14 protein-coding genes are annotated in these 16,424 nt (G+C 34.5%); 12 read left to right on the top strand and 2 right to left on the bottom strand.

The features are described from left to right. Nucleotides 1-975 precede the first annotated feature (975 nt). Nucleotides 976-1,509 (bottom strand): DNA starvation/stress protection protein DpsA, encoded by a 534-nt coding sequence (gene dpsA, locus ACP6PL_RS14250; protein ID WP_426545923.1) that lies wholly within the window; start codon nt 1,507-1,509, stop codon nt 976-978. 279 nt (nt 1,510-1,788) lie between these two features. On the opposite strand from dpsA, the gene ACP6PL_RS14245 reads away from it, so the two are divergent. From ACP6PL_RS14245 to ACP6PL_RS14195, 11 genes are all read left to right on the top strand, one after another. After that, nucleotides 1,789-2,034, top strand: a complete 246-nt coding sequence (locus ACP6PL_RS14245; RefSeq protein WP_426545922.1) for an Asr1405/Asl0597 family protein — start codon at nt 1,789-1,791, stop codon at nt 2,032-2,034. Nucleotides 2,035-2,171: 137 nt separating this feature from the next. After that, on the top strand, nt 2,172-2,837 hold the full coding sequence (locus ACP6PL_RS14240; protein ID WP_426545921.1) for a (2Fe-2S) ferredoxin domain-containing protein: 666 nt from the start codon (nt 2,172-2,174) through the stop codon (nt 2,835-2,837). A gap of 587 nt (nt 2,838-3,424) precedes the next feature. Then, a complete protein-coding gene (locus tag ACP6PL_RS14235) occupies nt 3,425-3,901 on the top strand; it encodes an amidohydrolase family protein (RefSeq protein WP_426545920.1) in 477 nt (158 codons plus the stop codon). Continuing rightward, nucleotides 3,834-4,001 carry an amidohydrolase family protein gene (locus tag ACP6PL_RS14230; protein WP_426545919.1) on the top strand — a complete coding sequence of 56 codons (168 nt, stop codon included), beginning with the start codon at nt 3,834-3,836 and terminating at the stop codon, nt 3,999-4,001. Before ACP6PL_RS14235 ends, ACP6PL_RS14230 begins: the two co-directional genes overlap by 68 nt. A gap of 140 nt (nt 4,002-4,141) precedes the next feature. Beyond that, nucleotides 4,142-5,389 (top strand): amidohydrolase family protein, encoded by a 1,248-nt coding sequence (locus tag ACP6PL_RS14225; RefSeq protein WP_426545924.1) that lies wholly within the window; start codon nt 4,142-4,144, stop codon nt 5,387-5,389. A gap of 374 nt (nt 5,390-5,763) precedes the next feature. Beyond that, complete coding sequence (galE, locus tag ACP6PL_RS14220) at nt 5,764-6,765, top strand: UDP-glucose 4-epimerase GalE (protein WP_426545918.1); 1,002 nt, start codon at nt 5,764-5,766, stop codon at nt 6,763-6,765. A gap of 207 nt (nt 6,766-6,972) precedes the next feature. Further along, complete coding sequence (locus ACP6PL_RS14215) at nt 6,973-7,383, top strand: hypothetical protein (RefSeq protein ID WP_426545917.1); 411 nt, start codon at nt 6,973-6,975, stop codon at nt 7,381-7,383. Between the two features lie 632 nt (nt 7,384-8,015). Beyond that, a complete protein-coding gene (locus ACP6PL_RS14210; RefSeq protein WP_426545916.1) occupies nt 8,016-8,651 on the top strand; it encodes a hypothetical protein in 636 nt (211 codons plus the stop codon). Nucleotides 8,652-8,665: 14 nt separating this feature from the next. After that, nucleotides 8,666-10,372, top strand: a complete 1,707-nt coding sequence (locus ACP6PL_RS14205) for an asparagine synthetase B family protein (protein ID WP_426545915.1) — start codon at nt 8,666-8,668, stop codon at nt 10,370-10,372. Between the two features lie 734 nt (nt 10,373-11,106). After that, nucleotides 11,107-12,324, top strand: coding sequence for a diaminopimelate decarboxylase family protein (locus ACP6PL_RS14200; protein ID WP_426545914.1), 1,218 nt, complete (start codon nt 11,107-11,109; stop codon nt 12,322-12,324). Between the two features lie 10 nt (nt 12,325-12,334). Next, nucleotides 12,335-13,684 carry a toprim domain-containing protein gene (locus ACP6PL_RS14195; RefSeq protein WP_426545913.1) on the top strand — a complete coding sequence of 450 codons (1,350 nt, stop codon included), beginning with the start codon at nt 12,335-12,337 and terminating at the stop codon, nt 13,682-13,684. A gap of 145 nt (nt 13,685-13,829) precedes the next feature. Here ACP6PL_RS14195 and ACP6PL_RS14190 read toward each other — a convergent pair whose 3' ends face one another. Further along, nucleotides 13,830-15,563, bottom strand: coding sequence for an asparagine synthetase B family protein (locus ACP6PL_RS14190; RefSeq protein ID WP_426545912.1), 1,734 nt, complete (start codon nt 15,561-15,563; stop codon nt 13,830-13,832). A gap of 618 nt (nt 15,564-16,181) precedes the next feature. Between ACP6PL_RS14190 and ACP6PL_RS14185 the strand changes: the two genes are divergently transcribed. Continuing rightward, entirely contained in the window at nt 16,182-16,424 is a 243-nt protein-coding gene (locus ACP6PL_RS14185) for a Uma2 family endonuclease (protein ID WP_426545911.1), read from the top strand.

Here is a 16,424-nt window from a genome sequence, read left to right as displayed (position 1 = left end):
GCTTTAAACCTGAATTATTTAATTAATAATTAATAATTAATAATTATTCGGTAATGGTAATCATATTGGCCTATAATCACATTTAGTCGTCCAAAATTAGGCCAAATTAAGCAGAAACGAAGCGATTAAAGATCCAATATTATTGGATGTGGGGTTTACAGAACAAACCTTGTATCTTGAGGCCGACGATACATGGACTAGCCAATATAAAAATAGGTGTTTTCCTCTGTCATTCTCTACAAACAATAATGACTCTTTCTATAATTAATTTGTCTTAATGCTACTTAGAAATTTTCTGGAAGAAAAAATGCTTGTTTGCGCAGTATTTAGCAGGAAATGTCAGTCTTTAGATGTGAAATAATTTCCTCAAATTACTGTAGCGTCAAAGTTTTGAGTCTATGAAATCTTACTTTTGACTGTCAGATGTGCGTCTTACATTCTGTCCGTGGAGCGTTTTCGCAGGAAAATAGAGGACAGGAAGGAAGAAAAAAGCTTTTTTAGCTGGCCTGACTGACTTGAAGACTCCTAGCAAGCAAAATATTGGATTTACTGGTCAATTAGTGCTGTTGTGAAATGGACAGTCAATTTTTTTCTTTACATCATTCCAGTTGATTAATCAACAAATTTAGTGATCTATTTTACAAAAATTAAATTTTGTCCAGGGTAGTTGCTAAATTTTTGCAACAGGGTTATACTTCGTTTAGTAGCTACTTCATCTAGCAAAAAAAAATTGACAGAGGAGATGGGTGTATCTCTCTGCCAGTTAATATTCTTGTATTTTCTGCCTCATGGAAGTTTAACAGGCAAAATATGACTAATTTAATTTCTGATTTTTGCCTGCCAATTCTACCAAGATCAAGACTTTTGCTAGTTTAAATGATTATATTACAAACAAAAATTCAGGTGTTGCATCTACCTGCCGATTCTATGTTGATAATTTTCCCGAAAGTTAAATTGTTAGCTTGAATATTTAACCTAGTTCAATACTACTAATGTATCTGGAGCAAGGAAATGGTCTAAATGATATGCACGCTCTTCTGTTTCGAGTAGAATTTTCTCATAGAGATAGCGAGTAGCGCGATCGCCTAAACTGTCAGCTTGTCCAGCAAGACGACGTAATAATTTAATTACTTCCTGTTCTGCTTTTAGATCATGTTCGAGCATAGTACGAGAGTTAAAGCTGCCATCTTCCTCCGGAGTAAAGCAGCACATTTCAGCTAACTTAGTAAAGCTAGCAACTGGAACGCCACCAAGACCATTTAGGCGTTCAGCCAACTCATGGACATGATCTCTTACATCATCATAACTTTCTTTAAAGAAGTCATGCAGTTGGGTGAACTCTGCTCCTTCTACAACAAAATGATGTTTTTCATATTGGAGGTATAAAGCTTGGAAACTGGCCAAAGCTATATTCATGCCCTCACATACAGGTTCAGTAACACTTTTTTCTAATCCAATTGGGTTATCTGCAATCTGACCAAATACTTGTACTGGAGTTGCTGTAGTCATATTATTTATTCCTCTGTCAATTAACTTAGTTTAATGCTAGTTATCTAGCTTTTTTATTGGTAATAGTCTTAAGTCTACCACAGTTAATAGGAGAGTCAACCTGACTCAGGTTCACAGATAAAAGATATTGTGAGTTAACAACTAAATTTTTATCAGACTATTGAGAAAATTTATTAGGTATTGTATACTTACAAATAAAGGTTTACTGGTAGAAACATACTCCACTTCCACCAGAGCTTACAAATAAACTTAGTGCTAATATATTTCAATTGTAAAAAAATGAGTACATTCAACCAGAGGCCAGACACCTGTGAAATTTTACAAGTAAGTTGTGTAGATAGATGGCAAGTCTATAGACGCTTACAAGAGTTAGATATTGATTGTTGGTGTGAAGCACAAAAGCCATTGCAGGTAAATCTCAAAAACACAAATGAAGCTAACCAACTCGAAAGTGTTTTAAAACAATTCACAGCTAATCGTCACGAATTGGTGCAATTGTTACAAAGTTGTTGGGAGGTTAGCTAATATCCTGAATTAATACCATGAATTAGATAGGGGCAAAAGTAATGTATTTATCTGTAGAGATACAAAACTTTTACCTAAAGTAATTAAACCTATCCCAAGCCACATAGATAACCATTAGTAAGCGAAAGCAACCAACAATGTCTAAATTTAAGAAGTATCAGAAAAAATTCAGTCTGGAAGGAAAAGTTCAAGAAGTTACCATCAAAGATGGCTATAAAGTGAAATATGTTCATGTGGAGACACCAGCAGGAAATAATTATGTTGTCAAAGTAGCCAAGCGTTTACGACAGAATTTTTCATCAGTATTAATACCAGGTTTAGGGGTGAAAATGACTGGTGAAATGACAGTCTGTAAAAAAACTGGTGAAGAAGAATTGAAAGCTTTTAAAATTATACCAGATTTTAGCAAAAATTCAACAACACCATGCCAAAATCATACTGTGCAATTAGTTGATAATTCATCTAGCCCACTCATAGAGCTAAGATTGCCAGAAACTGAGCACATGTGTAGCAAATCTCAAAAAGTAACTGGAGCTAAATGTGCTGGTAAAAAAGCTCAGATTTTGGTATGTCAAAAATCTGATTGTCAAAAAAGAGGTGCAGGCAAAGTTTGTCAAGCATTATCTGAAGCAATTAGCAATCGGGGCTTACAAAACCAGGTGACAATTAAGAAAACCGGATGCCTGAAAAAGTGCAAAGCAGGACCAAATATGGTAATTATGCCGAACAAAGCTAAATACAGTCGGATTAATTCAGCAGAAATTCCTGAAGTGATTGAAAAACACTTTGCCTTAGAAGCATAACACAAAAGTTTCCAGATTCATGGTAGTTTTCTCTAACTTCCAATCTCTATTTTGGGGATTGGAAATCTTGTGCTGTATAATTATAAGTAAAGGGCATTGCTAAAACAAGGAATGAATCTTTGTAGAAAAAGTAAGTCCCATCTTTGTACTTCCTCTTTCTCTAAAACTGTAATTCATCCGGCAAATATGCAACGCCTAAAAAAATCAATATGACTACTTTTTACCAGTACAAGCGTTTATCAAAAGAAAATGCAGTTGTTTTACTGATCGATCATTAGGCTGGCCTAATCTCCTTAGTACAGGATTATTCTCCCAATAAATTTAAAAATAATGTTTTAGCTGTGGCAGAATCAGCTAAGTTCTTTAACCTGCCAACAATTCTGACAACCAGTTTTGAAAATGGACTTAATAGACAATACACCTTTAGTTTCTGAAATTCTTTAATTTCATCCTGATCAACCTTACATGGGTTACACAATATTCAAACTATATATACAGTGTTCAAAAACTATAATGTTAGAGATATTATTGAGAAATCAAAAATGCTTAAGTATAGAATTATCAAATAGGCTTTCTTAGTTAAAAAATTGAAATTTATAAATCATTACCAAAAGTTCCGTAGACGAGATTTTTTTAAGTTGGCTCTAGCAACAGGATTTTCTACTTATTTACTACATGGGTGCCAATCTGGGGGAGAAAATCCTGCCGACACCAGTCAAAAAGCTGACTTAATCCTTAATAATGCTCGTATTGCCACCCAAGATGATAAACGTTCTTTTGCTGAAGCTGTAGCCATTAAGGATAATCGTTTTCTCGCGGTTGGTACAGAAAAAGAAGTAATAGCTTATCAGGGAGATAACACAAAAGTTATCGATCTTAATCGCCGTACTGTAATTCCTGGTTTGAATGATAGTCATACTCACTTAATTCGTGGTGGTTTAAACTACAATATGGAACTGCTGGGATGGTGTTCCTTCTCTGGCAGATGCCCTAAGAATGCTCAAAGAACAAGCTCGCAGAACTCCAGCTCCTCAATGGGTGCGAGTGATTGGTGGTTGGAGTGAATTTCAGTTTGCTGAACGCAGAATGCCTACAATAGCAGAAATTAATGCGGTGTCTCAAGATGTTCCAGTGTTTGTGCTGAATCTTTACAACCGTGCTTGACTTAATGGTGCAGCGTTAAAAGCTTTGGGAATTGACAGGAATACGACGCCACCTCCTCATTGAGTAATTGAAAGGGATAGTAAAGGGAATCCTACAGGAATGCTAATTGCTAAACCCAATGCTACTATTCTTCTGCTGCGATCGCTCAAGGACCGAGGTTAGCTTTAGAAGACCAAATTAATTCTAGTCGTCATTATATGCGGGAAATGAACCGCTTGGGAATTACTAGCGTCATCGATGCTGGTGGTGGAGGACAAAATTTTTCCGATGACTATCAAATTATTGACAGACTCCATAAAGAAGGATTGATGACAGTTAGGGTTGCTTATAATCTGTTTACCCAAAACCCAGGAAAAAAAAAAGCAGATTTTGAAAGATGGATTTCAATTGCTAATCCTGGTCAGGGAGACGATTTTTATCAGCTTAATGGTGCGGGGGAAATGTTGGTGTTCTCGGCTGCAGATTTTGAAGATTTTACCGAACCTCGTCCGGATCTGAATCCGCAAATGGAAACAGAATTAACAGAAGTGATTAAACTTCTGGCTGAGAATAAATGGCCTTTTAGACTCCATGCTACCTACGATGAGTCAATTTCTCGGTTTTTGAATGTGTTTGAAACGGTTAATCAGGAAGTTCCCTTTGGTGAAATGCACTGGATATTAGACCATGCAGAGACGATTAGCGATCGCAATATCGAGCGAGTCAAGGCTTTAGGTGGTGGTATTGCTATTCAACATCGGATGGCTTTTCAAGGAGAATATTTTACAGATCTTTATGGTTTGGACGCTGCCAGTAATACTCCTCCGATTAAAAAAATTATGGCAATGGATGTTCCCATCTCTGGAGGTACTGATGGTACGAGGGTAGCGAGTTACAATCCTTGGGTGGGTTTGTACTGGTTGGTTTCGGGTAAAACTGTCGGAGGAACCACTATTTATCCTGAAGTTAATCGCTTGGATCGTATGGATGCTTTGAGGTTATATAGTACCGCTGCTGCTTGGTTCTCTAATCAAAAAGGTAATAAAGGAGCAATCGTTCCTGGTCAATTGGCGGATTTAGCAGTGTTATCAGAAGACTATTTCTCTGTACCGGAAGAGGCAATTAAACATCTAGAATCAGTTATAACTATTGTTGATGGAAAAACTGTATATGCGAGTGCTGAATTTAGTAATTTATCTCCTCCACCTTTACCTGTAAGTCCTGATTGGTCACCAGTGAAGTATTTTGGTGGTTATCATAATGATACTAAGACCAGTTTTGTATCCCCTCCTCAGTCAAAACAAACCATACATTCTTCTTATGAACAGAATTTGTCTTTATCTTCTCTGAGTATGCCTGGTAGTCTATCTAGGTTTTGGGGTGGTTTAGCTTGTGCCTGTTGTTATTAGCAATAAGTAGTTTTATGCCTATGGCCTGTCTTCAAAGTCCTGGGGAGTGCAGGGAGTAAAGGGTATTGAAAAAAAGCACTTCATCCTAGAAGCATAACACACAAAGTTCCACATTTAAAATGGTTTTCTCTAGTTCCAATTTCTTTTTTTTGGGGATTGGAAATATTTTCATGTATAGTAACAAGAAAGAATTAGAATAATTATATTAGCCTGTCAAAATTTAATTTTTGGGTAGCTCCGGTTGTGAGCAAGACCCTCACATTATCAACAAATTAACAGACTATTAGAGGTAGAAGTAAAAACTTATTTTTTATACCTACCTATATTTATTTTAGGGGAACTACTAAATTAACAGTTAAAAGGAAACTGAAAAAGTGTCACAAACTAAGGAAACTATTTTAGTAACTGGGGGAGCAGGATATATTGGTTCCCATGCAGTACAAGCTTTACAAAATGCAGGTTATGATGTAGTAATTTTGGATAACCTTGTCTATGGACATCGGGATATTGTAGAAAATGTCCTGAAAGTAGAAATGATTGTTGGGGATACTAGCGATCGCTCCTTATTAGATAAAATTTTTGCTACTCACAACATTGCAGCAGTGATGCACTTTGCTGCATATATTTTTGTCGGCGAATCAGTCAAAGATCCCCAAAAGTATTACCACAATAATGTACTTGGCACACTAACATTATTAGAAGCGATGCTCAAAGCAGATGTAAAAAAGTTTGTTTTCTCTTCAACTGCTGCTATCTATGGGGAACCGCAAACCAGTCCTATTCCTGAAGACCATCCAAAAAATCCGATTAATCCTTATGGTGCGAGTAAACGAATGGTCGAGCAAATACTTGCAGACTTTGAGGTTGCTTATGATTTTAAGTCGGTTTGTTTTCGCTACTTTAATGCAGCGGGAGCGCATCCCAATGGTTTGACTGGAGAAGATCATAATCCGGAAACTCATCTGATTCCCCTAGTATTATTTGCAGCATTAGGTAAGCGAGACTCTATATTAATTTTTGGCACAGACTATGATACTCCTGATGGTACTTGTATTCGAGATTATATTCATGTGTGTGATTTAGCAGATGCTCATGTTTTGGGATTAAAATATTTGTTAGATGGAGGTAACAGCGATATCTTTAATTTAGGTAATGGTAATGGGTTTTCGGTTAGGGAAGTGATAGAGACTGTCAAGGAAGTAACTGGAAGAGAATTCAAGGTAGAGGAGCGCGATCGCCGACCAGGAGATGCACCTGTTTTGGTAGGGAGTAGTGATAAAGCAAGGAAAGTATTAGGTTGGTCTCCCAAATATCCAGAGGTGAAAGAAATTGTTGCTCATGCTTGGCAGTGGCATCAAAAACGACATGGGAAATAAAAGTTAAAAGTTAGAGGAGATTGGGAGATGGGGTGCATTAGAGTATTTTTCAATCTTTTTCCTGTTTTTTCCTGTATTGCCTCTATCCCACGAATGACTCCTGACTCAAAAATTTAATCGCGTGCAAAGATACCAAATGGCTTCTATAAGCAAATACATTTTGTATAATTTAGTTACTGCATATATAAATCGAGGGAAATAAAACCAATGGTTATCCCAGATATTCCTGATGGTTGGAAATATGTTATTAGCTCGTTAGTTGGTGGAGGTATGGTGATATTTTCCACTTTCTTAAACAATCGCTATCAATTAAATAAAGATACCAAGACTTGGGAAAAAGAGAAATTATGGGAAGGTTATCAAAAGTCTATTTCTGATTTAAACTCAATGGTACAAATGATACAGACGACTCACCCAGAAAAAATCTTTGCCATGTATTCAGAAATATCTCCCTATTTGTATTGGATAGTACATAATCATCCAAATCCTCAATCAGAAGAAGTAAAAGCATTGAAAGAAGCAATGGAAAATGGAGTTTTTACTCCTGACTATTTAGATTTATTGAAACAAATGGTTCTTAGAGTAGTGGTTAAAGACCCAAGAATTTTTCAGAAGTAATTAAAATTTTCCCAGATAATTAATATAATTAAACTCTTGAAAGCTAAACTTATCAAGAGTTATTTTGCTTCTTTTTATGTGGTTTTCTTATGTGGTTTTCTCTCTCGGGTTCTTATAAACTTAGACTTTATTTAATTCTTCAAAAACTTGAGGATAACCTTTCTCCATGATTCTCTATTTAGATATATAGTCATTATGTATAGCAATCCTATTTTATTCGTGGCAAAAATATTACTGCTTTTTAGGGAATAGGGAACAGGGAACAGGTGGGAGTTTCAACTTTTTAATTTGTCACGACCTATTTAGGATTGCTATAGTCATTTAACTTTAGATTGAGATAAAGCTTTCTTGCTATGAGAGATTTTCAGAGGAAAAAACGTCTCATCTTTAAGTTAAACTACTATAGTTTCCCTATTTTATTGCGCTAATACATTCCCATAAACTACTGAGGTAAATTGGCGACGCCATCTTTTTTCAACTGTTCCTATCTTTAACAAATAAGTGGAAGATAAATCTCCAGAAAATAGAGAATAGGGAGTAGGGTGAAATAATTGATAATTTTTGTGTAATAATTTATTTTATTTTTTATTATTGAAGATGTCTATTAGTAGAATTTTCCTAACTTAATATCGATGACAGAAGAACGATTAACACAAGCAGAATTTACTCAACTGGTAGGAGAAGTTGAGCGGTTATCTCAACTTCGCGATGAAGAAATTAACCGAGAGCAGATGCAGCAGATTTTGCAAGAGCTAAATCTACCTACTGATCTAGTGGATGAGGCAATGATGCAATTGCAACGACGGGAAGCACTAGAAGCACAACAAAAACGGAATAAGTTAATAACTGTAGGGGTGGTTTCTGGGTTGGTAGTAGTAATAGCTGCTAGTTTCTTATGGTTTCAAACTCAACGACAAACATTAAAAAATATTTATGCTAATCCAGGTCAAAGTCAATTGACATTAGAAACAAATAGTGGTAAAAAAACTTTAACTGTGGTAGATAGTCAACAAAATCCGGAGGTATTTTATCGGGTAACTTTGCAAGATGCACCAGTAGGAAAAAAACTTTCTTTAGGGTGCGACTGGATTAATCCTAATGGTGAAATTAGTCATCAAAATAGTTATCAAACTAAGCAAATTAATAAAGAAGTTTGGCCGACTTATTGTAGGTATCAATTTAATCCTAGTTCACCTGTGGGAAAATGGCAGGTAAAGATGTATTTAGGCGATCGCTCTATCAGTAAAACTGAGTTTACAGTTAAGTAGAATTTTGTGGTTAGGTGCAATATCAATTTATTGGTTATTGGGGTTATGGTTTCTCCCTAGAATTAAATAATATTATCGCTAAAGTAACTGGGGAAGAAAACACCAAAGTTTTGGATTTTTCCCTGGGAAAAATTATTTGTGGGGTTAGTTATATTAGTCCGAAAAAGGTGACAATAACCAGAGGTAAGAGTTTAATTGCTTCTATCTCTGCTTCTGGTTTTTCGGATAGTATAGATGCTTGGGTAAAGCTAGAAAATAATCAGTTAATTTTAGGTAGAGAACCTTTTGGCAGAGTACCTTTATATTGGGTAAAGATAGAAAAAATTATTTGGTTTGCTTCTCAGTTAAAATTCTTATTATCTGTTATCTCTAACCCAGATGTTAGTATTGCTGGATTTTATGGTTATACTTGTTTTTCTTATGTACCTACTCCCCTAACTCCAGTAGAAAATATTTTCGCAATACCCGCAGGAGTAGAACAGATTTTTTCTCACCCAGAAACATATACTCAGCAGCGATATGAATGGCGGGAAAGTTTAGTACAAATTGAAGACAAAAATGAAGCAATTAAGCAATTACAAATTTTGCTAAAAAGTGTAGTTTATCGACAAATTATTAATTTACCTTCTGAACCAGTTGGAGTTTTTCTATCTGGGGGATTAGACTCTTCAACAGTTGCAGCTTTATTAGTACAAGCTGGGATAAAAATTCGTGCTTATACACTAGATTTTGGGGAAAAATACTTTCCTGAATGGCAATATGCAGAAAAAGTTGCTCAACATTTAGATATTCCTTTAGTGAAAGTATCTGTAACTGGGAAGCAAATAAAAAAAGCTTTATTAGCTACAGTAAAAGCTTTAGATTTACCTTTTGGCGATGGGGTGACAGTACCTTTATATTTATTATGTCAAACTGCCAGTCAAGAAGTATCTGTAATTTTCAACGGTGAAGGCGGAGATCAATTATTTGGTGGTTGGACAAATAAACCAATTATTGCTGCTGCTGTTTACAATAGGCAAGAAAATTTCATCGAACAATATTTGCCAACTTTTCATAAATTATGGGGATATGAAAAGCAGATTTTTCAGCCAGATTTTTATCAAACAGTACAAAATATCTCAGCAGAAAAATGGATAGAATCTGCCTTAGATGATACTTTTTGTTCTGGATTAATTCACAAACTACGTCGCGCAAGTTTAATGTTGAAAGGTGCACAAAATATTCATCCTAGGGCGACAAATTTAGCATTTGCTAATGGATTAGTTGTGCGATCGCCTTTTTGTGATTTAGCTTTAGCAGAATGGACTTTTAGATTGCCAGGAGAATTTAATTTAAAAGGTTCAAATGAGAAATATATACTCAAAAAAGCTGTCGAATCTTGGTTGCCTCCAGAAGTTGTTTGGCGAGAAAAACGAGGAATGGGAGTACCATTAAATTACTGGTGTTTAAATGAATTATGGTCAGAAATTAGGCAATGGTTAAACCCAAAAGTTTTACAAGCAGAAGGTAGATTTATTTCTGATTTAGCTATTACTATAATTCAAGGAAAATTAGGAGGACAAATTAGGAATAGGCGTGTAGGTGAAATTCTCTGGTTATTAATGATTTGGGAAATTTGGAGAGTGACAATTTTAGGAGAATCTACTATTAGTAATTTTGGATATAATTCTTTGTGGTTACCACCTTGGTGGTGGAAGTGGATCGAGCAAGTTAAAAGTTAAATTCGATATGATAAAAATTTTAAGTGCCTAGTACCGCTATGCGGAAGTCTGAATTCTGAATTCAGACTTCAGAAGTTTTGATTGGTAAGGCTTTGAGTATTTTGTCACTGGTCACTTATTTCCGTCATCCTGCACTAGGCAAAATTAATTACCTAATTTTATTCCCTGTAATTTTTACAGCATCAGATTTTTAGCTTTAAAGTATGTGTAATACCATTTTTAAAAAAGAATGTTACGAATAATAAGGGCGATAAAAAGACATTACAGGAGATGTTCCTTTGACAAAAAAGATAATTTCCAACTTAAAAAATAGTATCGAAGCCATTCTCATATGATTCCTAAATCCTGACTCCTAAGGCTATACGATAACTAATTAGGGTTGGCTGAAAAAGTCTTTTTTAAGGAGTAGGGGAGCGGGGGAGTAGGGGAGTAGGGGAGTAGGGGAGTAGGGGAGTAATTTTTTTGCTCAACTATGCGCCCAAAATGCTAACTTTTTGAGCATAAAGAGCTGAAAACGAGGTAGTTTTTCCAGACATAAAAAGGCACCTTATTTCTTGTAAATGCTTTGAGATTTAATCAGCAAGCCCTAATTACCCGGATTCTATATTACTTTTCTAAAACAGATTTAGTATGATTAGTTGATAGTGATATATTAGCCAATCACATACTCTCTACTGATAACATAGATAATGACCTAGATTGCTCTACTTATTTAGTTAACTATCGTAGAAAATATGCAAAATTTTGTTACTCCTTTTTCTCGGGAATTTGCCCAGGAATTACTAGCCATTTATGGCTCACCTCTATATGTTTATGATGGGAATATTTTGCGAGAGACAATTAATCATATTACTCAATCTATTGCTTATCCCCACAAACAATTTCAGTTTGCTACTGTGACTAATGGCAATGTATCTTTACTACAAATTTTTCGACAGTGTGAATGGGGTCTTCATGCTAATACACCAGGAGATGCTTTTCTCGGATTAAAAGCAGGTTTTTATCCTGGAAAAATTGTCTACAGTGGAAGTAATTTAAACGCCAAAGAATTTGCAGAATTACTTGATTGGGGAGTCACTACTTTCAATTTAGACTGTGTGGCTCAACTACAGCTATTTTGTGACATATATATAGATAAGTTTGCTGAAAAATCAACAGAAGAAACCAAGCCAAAATTAGGCTTAAGATTGAATTTACCAGAATTAACAGGGGATAGTAGGATTGGTGTTAGACCAGAAGAATTTTCCGAGGTAATTAAAATTACAAATTCGGTAGGTTTAAAACTAAGTAGTTTACATTTTTATCGCGGTACTGGTACAAATTCGACTAAAGCTTTTACTCAGGTAATTGAACCAATATTAGGAATTTGTCAACTTTTGCCCGATTGGGAATATTTAGATTTTGGAGGTGGTTTTGGTTATCCTTATCATCACAATGGAGTAGCTTTTGATTGGCAAACTTTTGGTAGAGAGTTAACAGCAGCTATAGAAAAATTAGATAAAAAAATTCAATTAATTATCGAACCTGGTCGAGCTGCTATTGCTGGTTCAGGTAAATTATTAACTAAAGTTATTTCTGTAAAATGGCAGGAAGATAAACAAATAGTTGGAGTTGATACAACTGTGGCTAATTTATCTGTACCATCTGTACATGGAGGTTATCGAGAAATTGTTAGTTTTCTAGAAGTAAATAAATCTGATTTATATTTAACAGATGTCTGTGGAAATACAACCTATTCTCGGGATTATTTGGGAAAAAATTGTCAGTTACCTAGTTTAAAGGAAGGAGATATTTTAGCTATTTTAGATACTGGTGCTTATGGTTATGTCATGTCTTCTCATTTTCTACATAGACCCCGACCTGCTGAAATTTTATTGGAGAAAAATCAGCATAGATTAATTCGTCAGCGAGAAGATTATAATATTTTATTGAATGGTCAAATTTTTAGTTAGGAGCAAATAGATGAAATGTGTGAGATGTGGAACAGATAATAATTTAAAAGAAAGAACAGAAACCAGAGGTAGATGTAAAAATTGTCGTCATCCTTTTGTTTTTGACCCCAAGGCAGGGAGTAAGTTTACAGATATATTTTTCAATAATTCTCTTCAGACTATTTCTTCGGAAAATACTTTGTTTTTTACTCCTAAGCAACTTTGGTATTTGATAGAGAAGCGTTTTGGAAGGAAAAATATTACTCCATTTGGATGTTTATTTGGTTCAATTTTTTTATTGCCATTTACAGTTAATATTGGTCTAGTAATGGAATTCCATTTTTTATCACCTATTATCATATTTTCAAGCTTGATTTCATACTTTATTTGGGCAAGTAAAGCCAAGAAAATTCAACCTAAAACTAGAAGAAGTTTTACTAGAGCGATACAAGTTAGTGGGGGATTGATTATAGTTGGTGTTTTAGTTTGGTTTTTTAAATTTTCTACTCTTACAACTACAGAATTCATATTATTTATATTCGGAAATGTTTTAGGAATATTTTTACTTTATTTTGGTAGACGACAATTAAATATTCAAAATCAAATACCGCAATCATTTGTTTTAAGTAAAAGTGAAGTTACCCAATGCTTAAGTCGATGGGAAAGGATAAATGGTAAAGTAACAAATGTTTTACCTCCCACCAGAGAAATTAGGGAACTAACACAAATAAATTCAGAAATTACAGCATATAGTTTTGACCGAGTTATTGTTTGTGACAGTGCTGAAATTGCTCAGTTTTTAATAGCAAATAATTTCCACTTTGAACATAACTGTGCTGTACTAAGTATTGATGGATATCCTCAAAATATATTTACTACAGTAATGCAAATGTTAAGGCAGAATCCCGATTTAAAAGTTTATACTTTTCATAGTGCTACTCCTCGCGGGGTTAGTATCATTAATCAACTCCGAACTAACCCTAATTGGTTTCTGGGAAATAATATAATTATTTATGATTTAGGATTGTTACCGCGTAATGTCTTTGCTAGTAAGAATATGTGGATTTTAAAATCAGATGAATTTGCAAGAGAAGCAGGAATAATTTCAGAAGCAGTCAAACAAACTTTATCAACAGATGAACTAGCATGGTTAGAGGCAGGATTTTATGTTGAATTAGAATCTTTTTCTCCTCGTAAGTTGTTACAAGTGGCTTCTCAAGGTCTTGCTAAAACTCAAGCAGTAGCTAATGGTTATACTTCAGATTCAGAGAGTAGTTTAGATTTGAGTGATAGTAGTGATGAAGGAGTAATTTTTATTAGTTTTGATAATGATAGTAGTAGTCGAAATGTAGTTTTTTTTGCCTCTGATAGTTTTGGTTAAATATTGTAATACTATAAGTTGGGTTAAGCAGCAGGGCAACCTAATAAAAACCTATATCTATCTTATCCGTCTGTTAGATTTCCTTCCACAACCTAACTTACCAATAATTGTTGGATTTCGGTTCCGAGAAGCAACCTACATGAGTTTATTTACGATTGACTTGTAGCCAAATTTCTAAACTGATTAATAACCAAAGTTTAATACCATAACGGTTCCAAGTATCCCCCTGATAATTCAACCAGTTTTTGATTAAATCTTGATTTAAATAAGGAGCGATCGCCGCTTTTTTACTTAACAATAAATTCCTCGTTCGACGCTGCCATATTTCCCGAAACCAAAAGTTAACAGGCACCATCATTCCACTTTTTGGACGGGTTAATATTGTCTCTGGTAATAAGTCTGCCACTGCTTGTTTTAATACTGCTTTCTCATCAGCACCGGATAATTTATATTTTGGTGGAATTTTTAAACTTAGTTCTACAATTCTTTGGTCAAATAATGGGGAAAGTCCGATTAAATTAGTTGCTATAGTCATATTATTGACCTTAGTTAAAATATGGTCTGCCCCTTTAAATTTAATATTGAGTAACATCAGGCGATTCAAATAATCAGCTTCAGAATTTAAATCAGATTCAAATACATAAGGTTCTGTTTTTACAGCTTCCCAAATATCCGTTTGTAAGAGCTTAGGTAAATCTCTAAAACATTTATGAAAAGAACTCAAATAAGATGAAACAGTATCCGGCTTTCCTTCCTGCAAAGAACCATAAATACTATTTAATAACATCGGCTTATTTTTCGGTCCGCCAAAACAAGGGTCCCCTCCTTCACCATTAAGAATAACTTCCACATTTTCTGTTGCTAACTTTCCTAAAAGATAATTAGGAACTGTCAAAGGATCACCGATAGGATTATCTAAATTTGCCATAGTAATTGGCAGATTATTCCACATATCATCTGGGGTGATTTCTAGGATGTGATGTTGAGTTTTACAATGTTGAGCAACTAAACTAGAAAATTCTAATTCGTTGGGTAATTTTTCACCAAAATGAATCGAATAAGTATGTACTGGATAATTATGATTTTTTGCTGCTAATGCTGTGATACAACTCGAATCTAAACCACCCGATAAATAGGCTCCCATTGGTTGATTATTTGGCAGATATTCAGGAATAATTTGATCTAGAAGTAGACGTAATTTTTGACTATGATATTCCATAGGTTTATTGGCATCTTTAACTTGTGTTTGTGGTCGCCAATAAGCCAATTGTGGGTAGGTTTTAAATTCATCAGTAAAACGGATAAAATTTCCTGGTCTTAATTCTTTTACCTTTTGCCAAAGTGTGCGTTCCCCAGGCACAAAAGCACAACAAAGATAATTCCTTAAAGCTATTAAATTTAATTCTTTTGAATGGTAGGGAGAAAGAGTTTTTAATCTTGGAGCAATCCAAATAGTAGAGTCTTTTACTGTGTAATATAATGTCCGCCCACCGATGCGATCTCGCCCTATCCATAATTCTTTTTCTTCTCTATCCCAAACTGCTAAACCAAAAATTCCTTCTAGCAGTAAAAAAGTTTCTAAGCCACAACGTTGCCATAATTCTGCTACTATTTGAGCAGGAGTAGTACTAGTATAAATATCTAAAAGTTTTTGTAGTTGTGGCAGATTAGTTAAGCAAATATCACCCACAACAACAAACCTTTGGTTAGTGCTAAAAGTTGGTTGAGTATCATAAATAATCAAGTGGTTATCATGCCAAGAAATATTTTCCTTTATCTGGTCTATTTTTCCCCATGCAAGATGCCAAATTGGAGTAACTAAATTATTAGTTATTGGAGAATTAGAGGGTTTATTAAACGAAAAAAAAGGAAATTTCATATATACTATTTATGTTTCAAGAATTAAGAATTACCTTTCTTTGAAAAGAAGAGGATTAAAAAACAGGAAAATTTTGATTTATTATCCCCTTAAAAGGGGATGCTTTAAACCACAATATTTCGGTAAATTACTGTAGTTATTGATCTAATATAACAGTATCAATAGCAGAGTAAAACCCCATGATAGTTAACCAAAGTCAATTCTATATTTCTCCAGAAGAATATTTAGGAGGAGAGCGAGAAAGTATGATTAAACATTAGTATAGACGGGGTAAAATTTATGCAATGGTAGGTGCAAAGAAACCCCACATTATTATTGCTAGTAATTTAGTCACAGAACTGAATCTTCATCTGCGCGGTAATGACTGTGTTGTACTTACTTCCGATATTAAAGTTCGACTATAAGAAGCTAACTGTTATTATTATCCTGATGTCGCAGTAACTTGTGATGAACGGGACTTACAGTGCTTTTGAGTTGAGTAAACCACAAAAATTTTGTAGGAGTAAGGAGTAAGGAGTAAGGAGTAATGAATCAGTATGATTGTGGTTTATTCATATGAAAACCGCTGTAAGTTCAAATGAAGATTTTATTCTTTATCCCTCTTTAATCATATAAATTTTGTTTCCAAGGACAGCTAACTTTGATAGAGGAGGCAAATTTGCTGATTATCAAACTGCTACAAGTTTGCAAGAATATCTATTAGTTACTCAGTCTCAGATGAGTATAGAATGTTTTCGGAAAAATGAACAATTAATTTGGATTTATCAAACTTATAACAGGGGAGAAAAAGTCAATTGTGCTAGTGTAAATTTTAATTGCCAGATTGAATTAATCTATCAAAAAGTTCCTGGTATTAATTAG

It is taken from the genome of Dapis purpurea BLCC-M126 (assembly GCF_050015975.1).
Classification (GTDB): domain Bacteria; phylum Cyanobacteriota; class Cyanobacteriia; order Cyanobacteriales; family Microcoleaceae; genus Trichodesmium.
The sequence above is the reverse complement of the archived record's forward strand: the minus strand, read 5'-3'. Positions and strand labels throughout refer to the sequence as shown.

Excerpts from the sequence above, each read along its gene's own strand:
- dpsA (WP_426545923.1), bottom strand. The coding sequence starts at position 1,509 with ATGACTACAGCAACTCCAGTACAAGTATTTGGTCAGATTGCAGATAAC.
- ACP6PL_RS14245 (WP_426545922.1), top strand. The coding sequence starts at position 1,789 with ATGAGTACATTCAACCAGAGGCCAGACACCTGTGAAATTTTACAAGTA.
- ACP6PL_RS14240 (WP_426545921.1), top strand. The coding sequence starts at position 2,172 with ATGTCTAAATTTAAGAAGTATCAGAAAAAATTCAGTCTGGAAGGAAAA.
- ACP6PL_RS14230 (WP_426545919.1), top strand. The coding sequence starts at position 3,834 with ATGCTCAAAGAACAAGCTCGCAGAACTCCAGCTCCTCAATGGGTGCGA.
- ACP6PL_RS14215 (WP_426545917.1), top strand. The coding sequence starts at position 6,973 with ATGGTTATCCCAGATATTCCTGATGGTTGGAAATATGTTATTAGCTCG.
- ACP6PL_RS14210 (WP_426545916.1), top strand. The coding sequence starts at position 8,016 with ATGACAGAAGAACGATTAACACAAGCAGAATTTACTCAACTGGTAGGA.
- ACP6PL_RS14200 (WP_426545914.1), top strand. The coding sequence starts at position 11,107 with ATGCAAAATTTTGTTACTCCTTTTTCTCGGGAATTTGCCCAGGAATTA.
- ACP6PL_RS14195 (WP_426545913.1), top strand. The coding sequence starts at position 12,335 with ATGAAATGTGTGAGATGTGGAACAGATAATAATTTAAAAGAAAGAACA.
- ACP6PL_RS14190 (WP_426545912.1), bottom strand. The coding sequence starts at position 15,563 with ATGAAATTTCCTTTTTTTTCGTTTAATAAACCCTCTAATTCTCCAATA.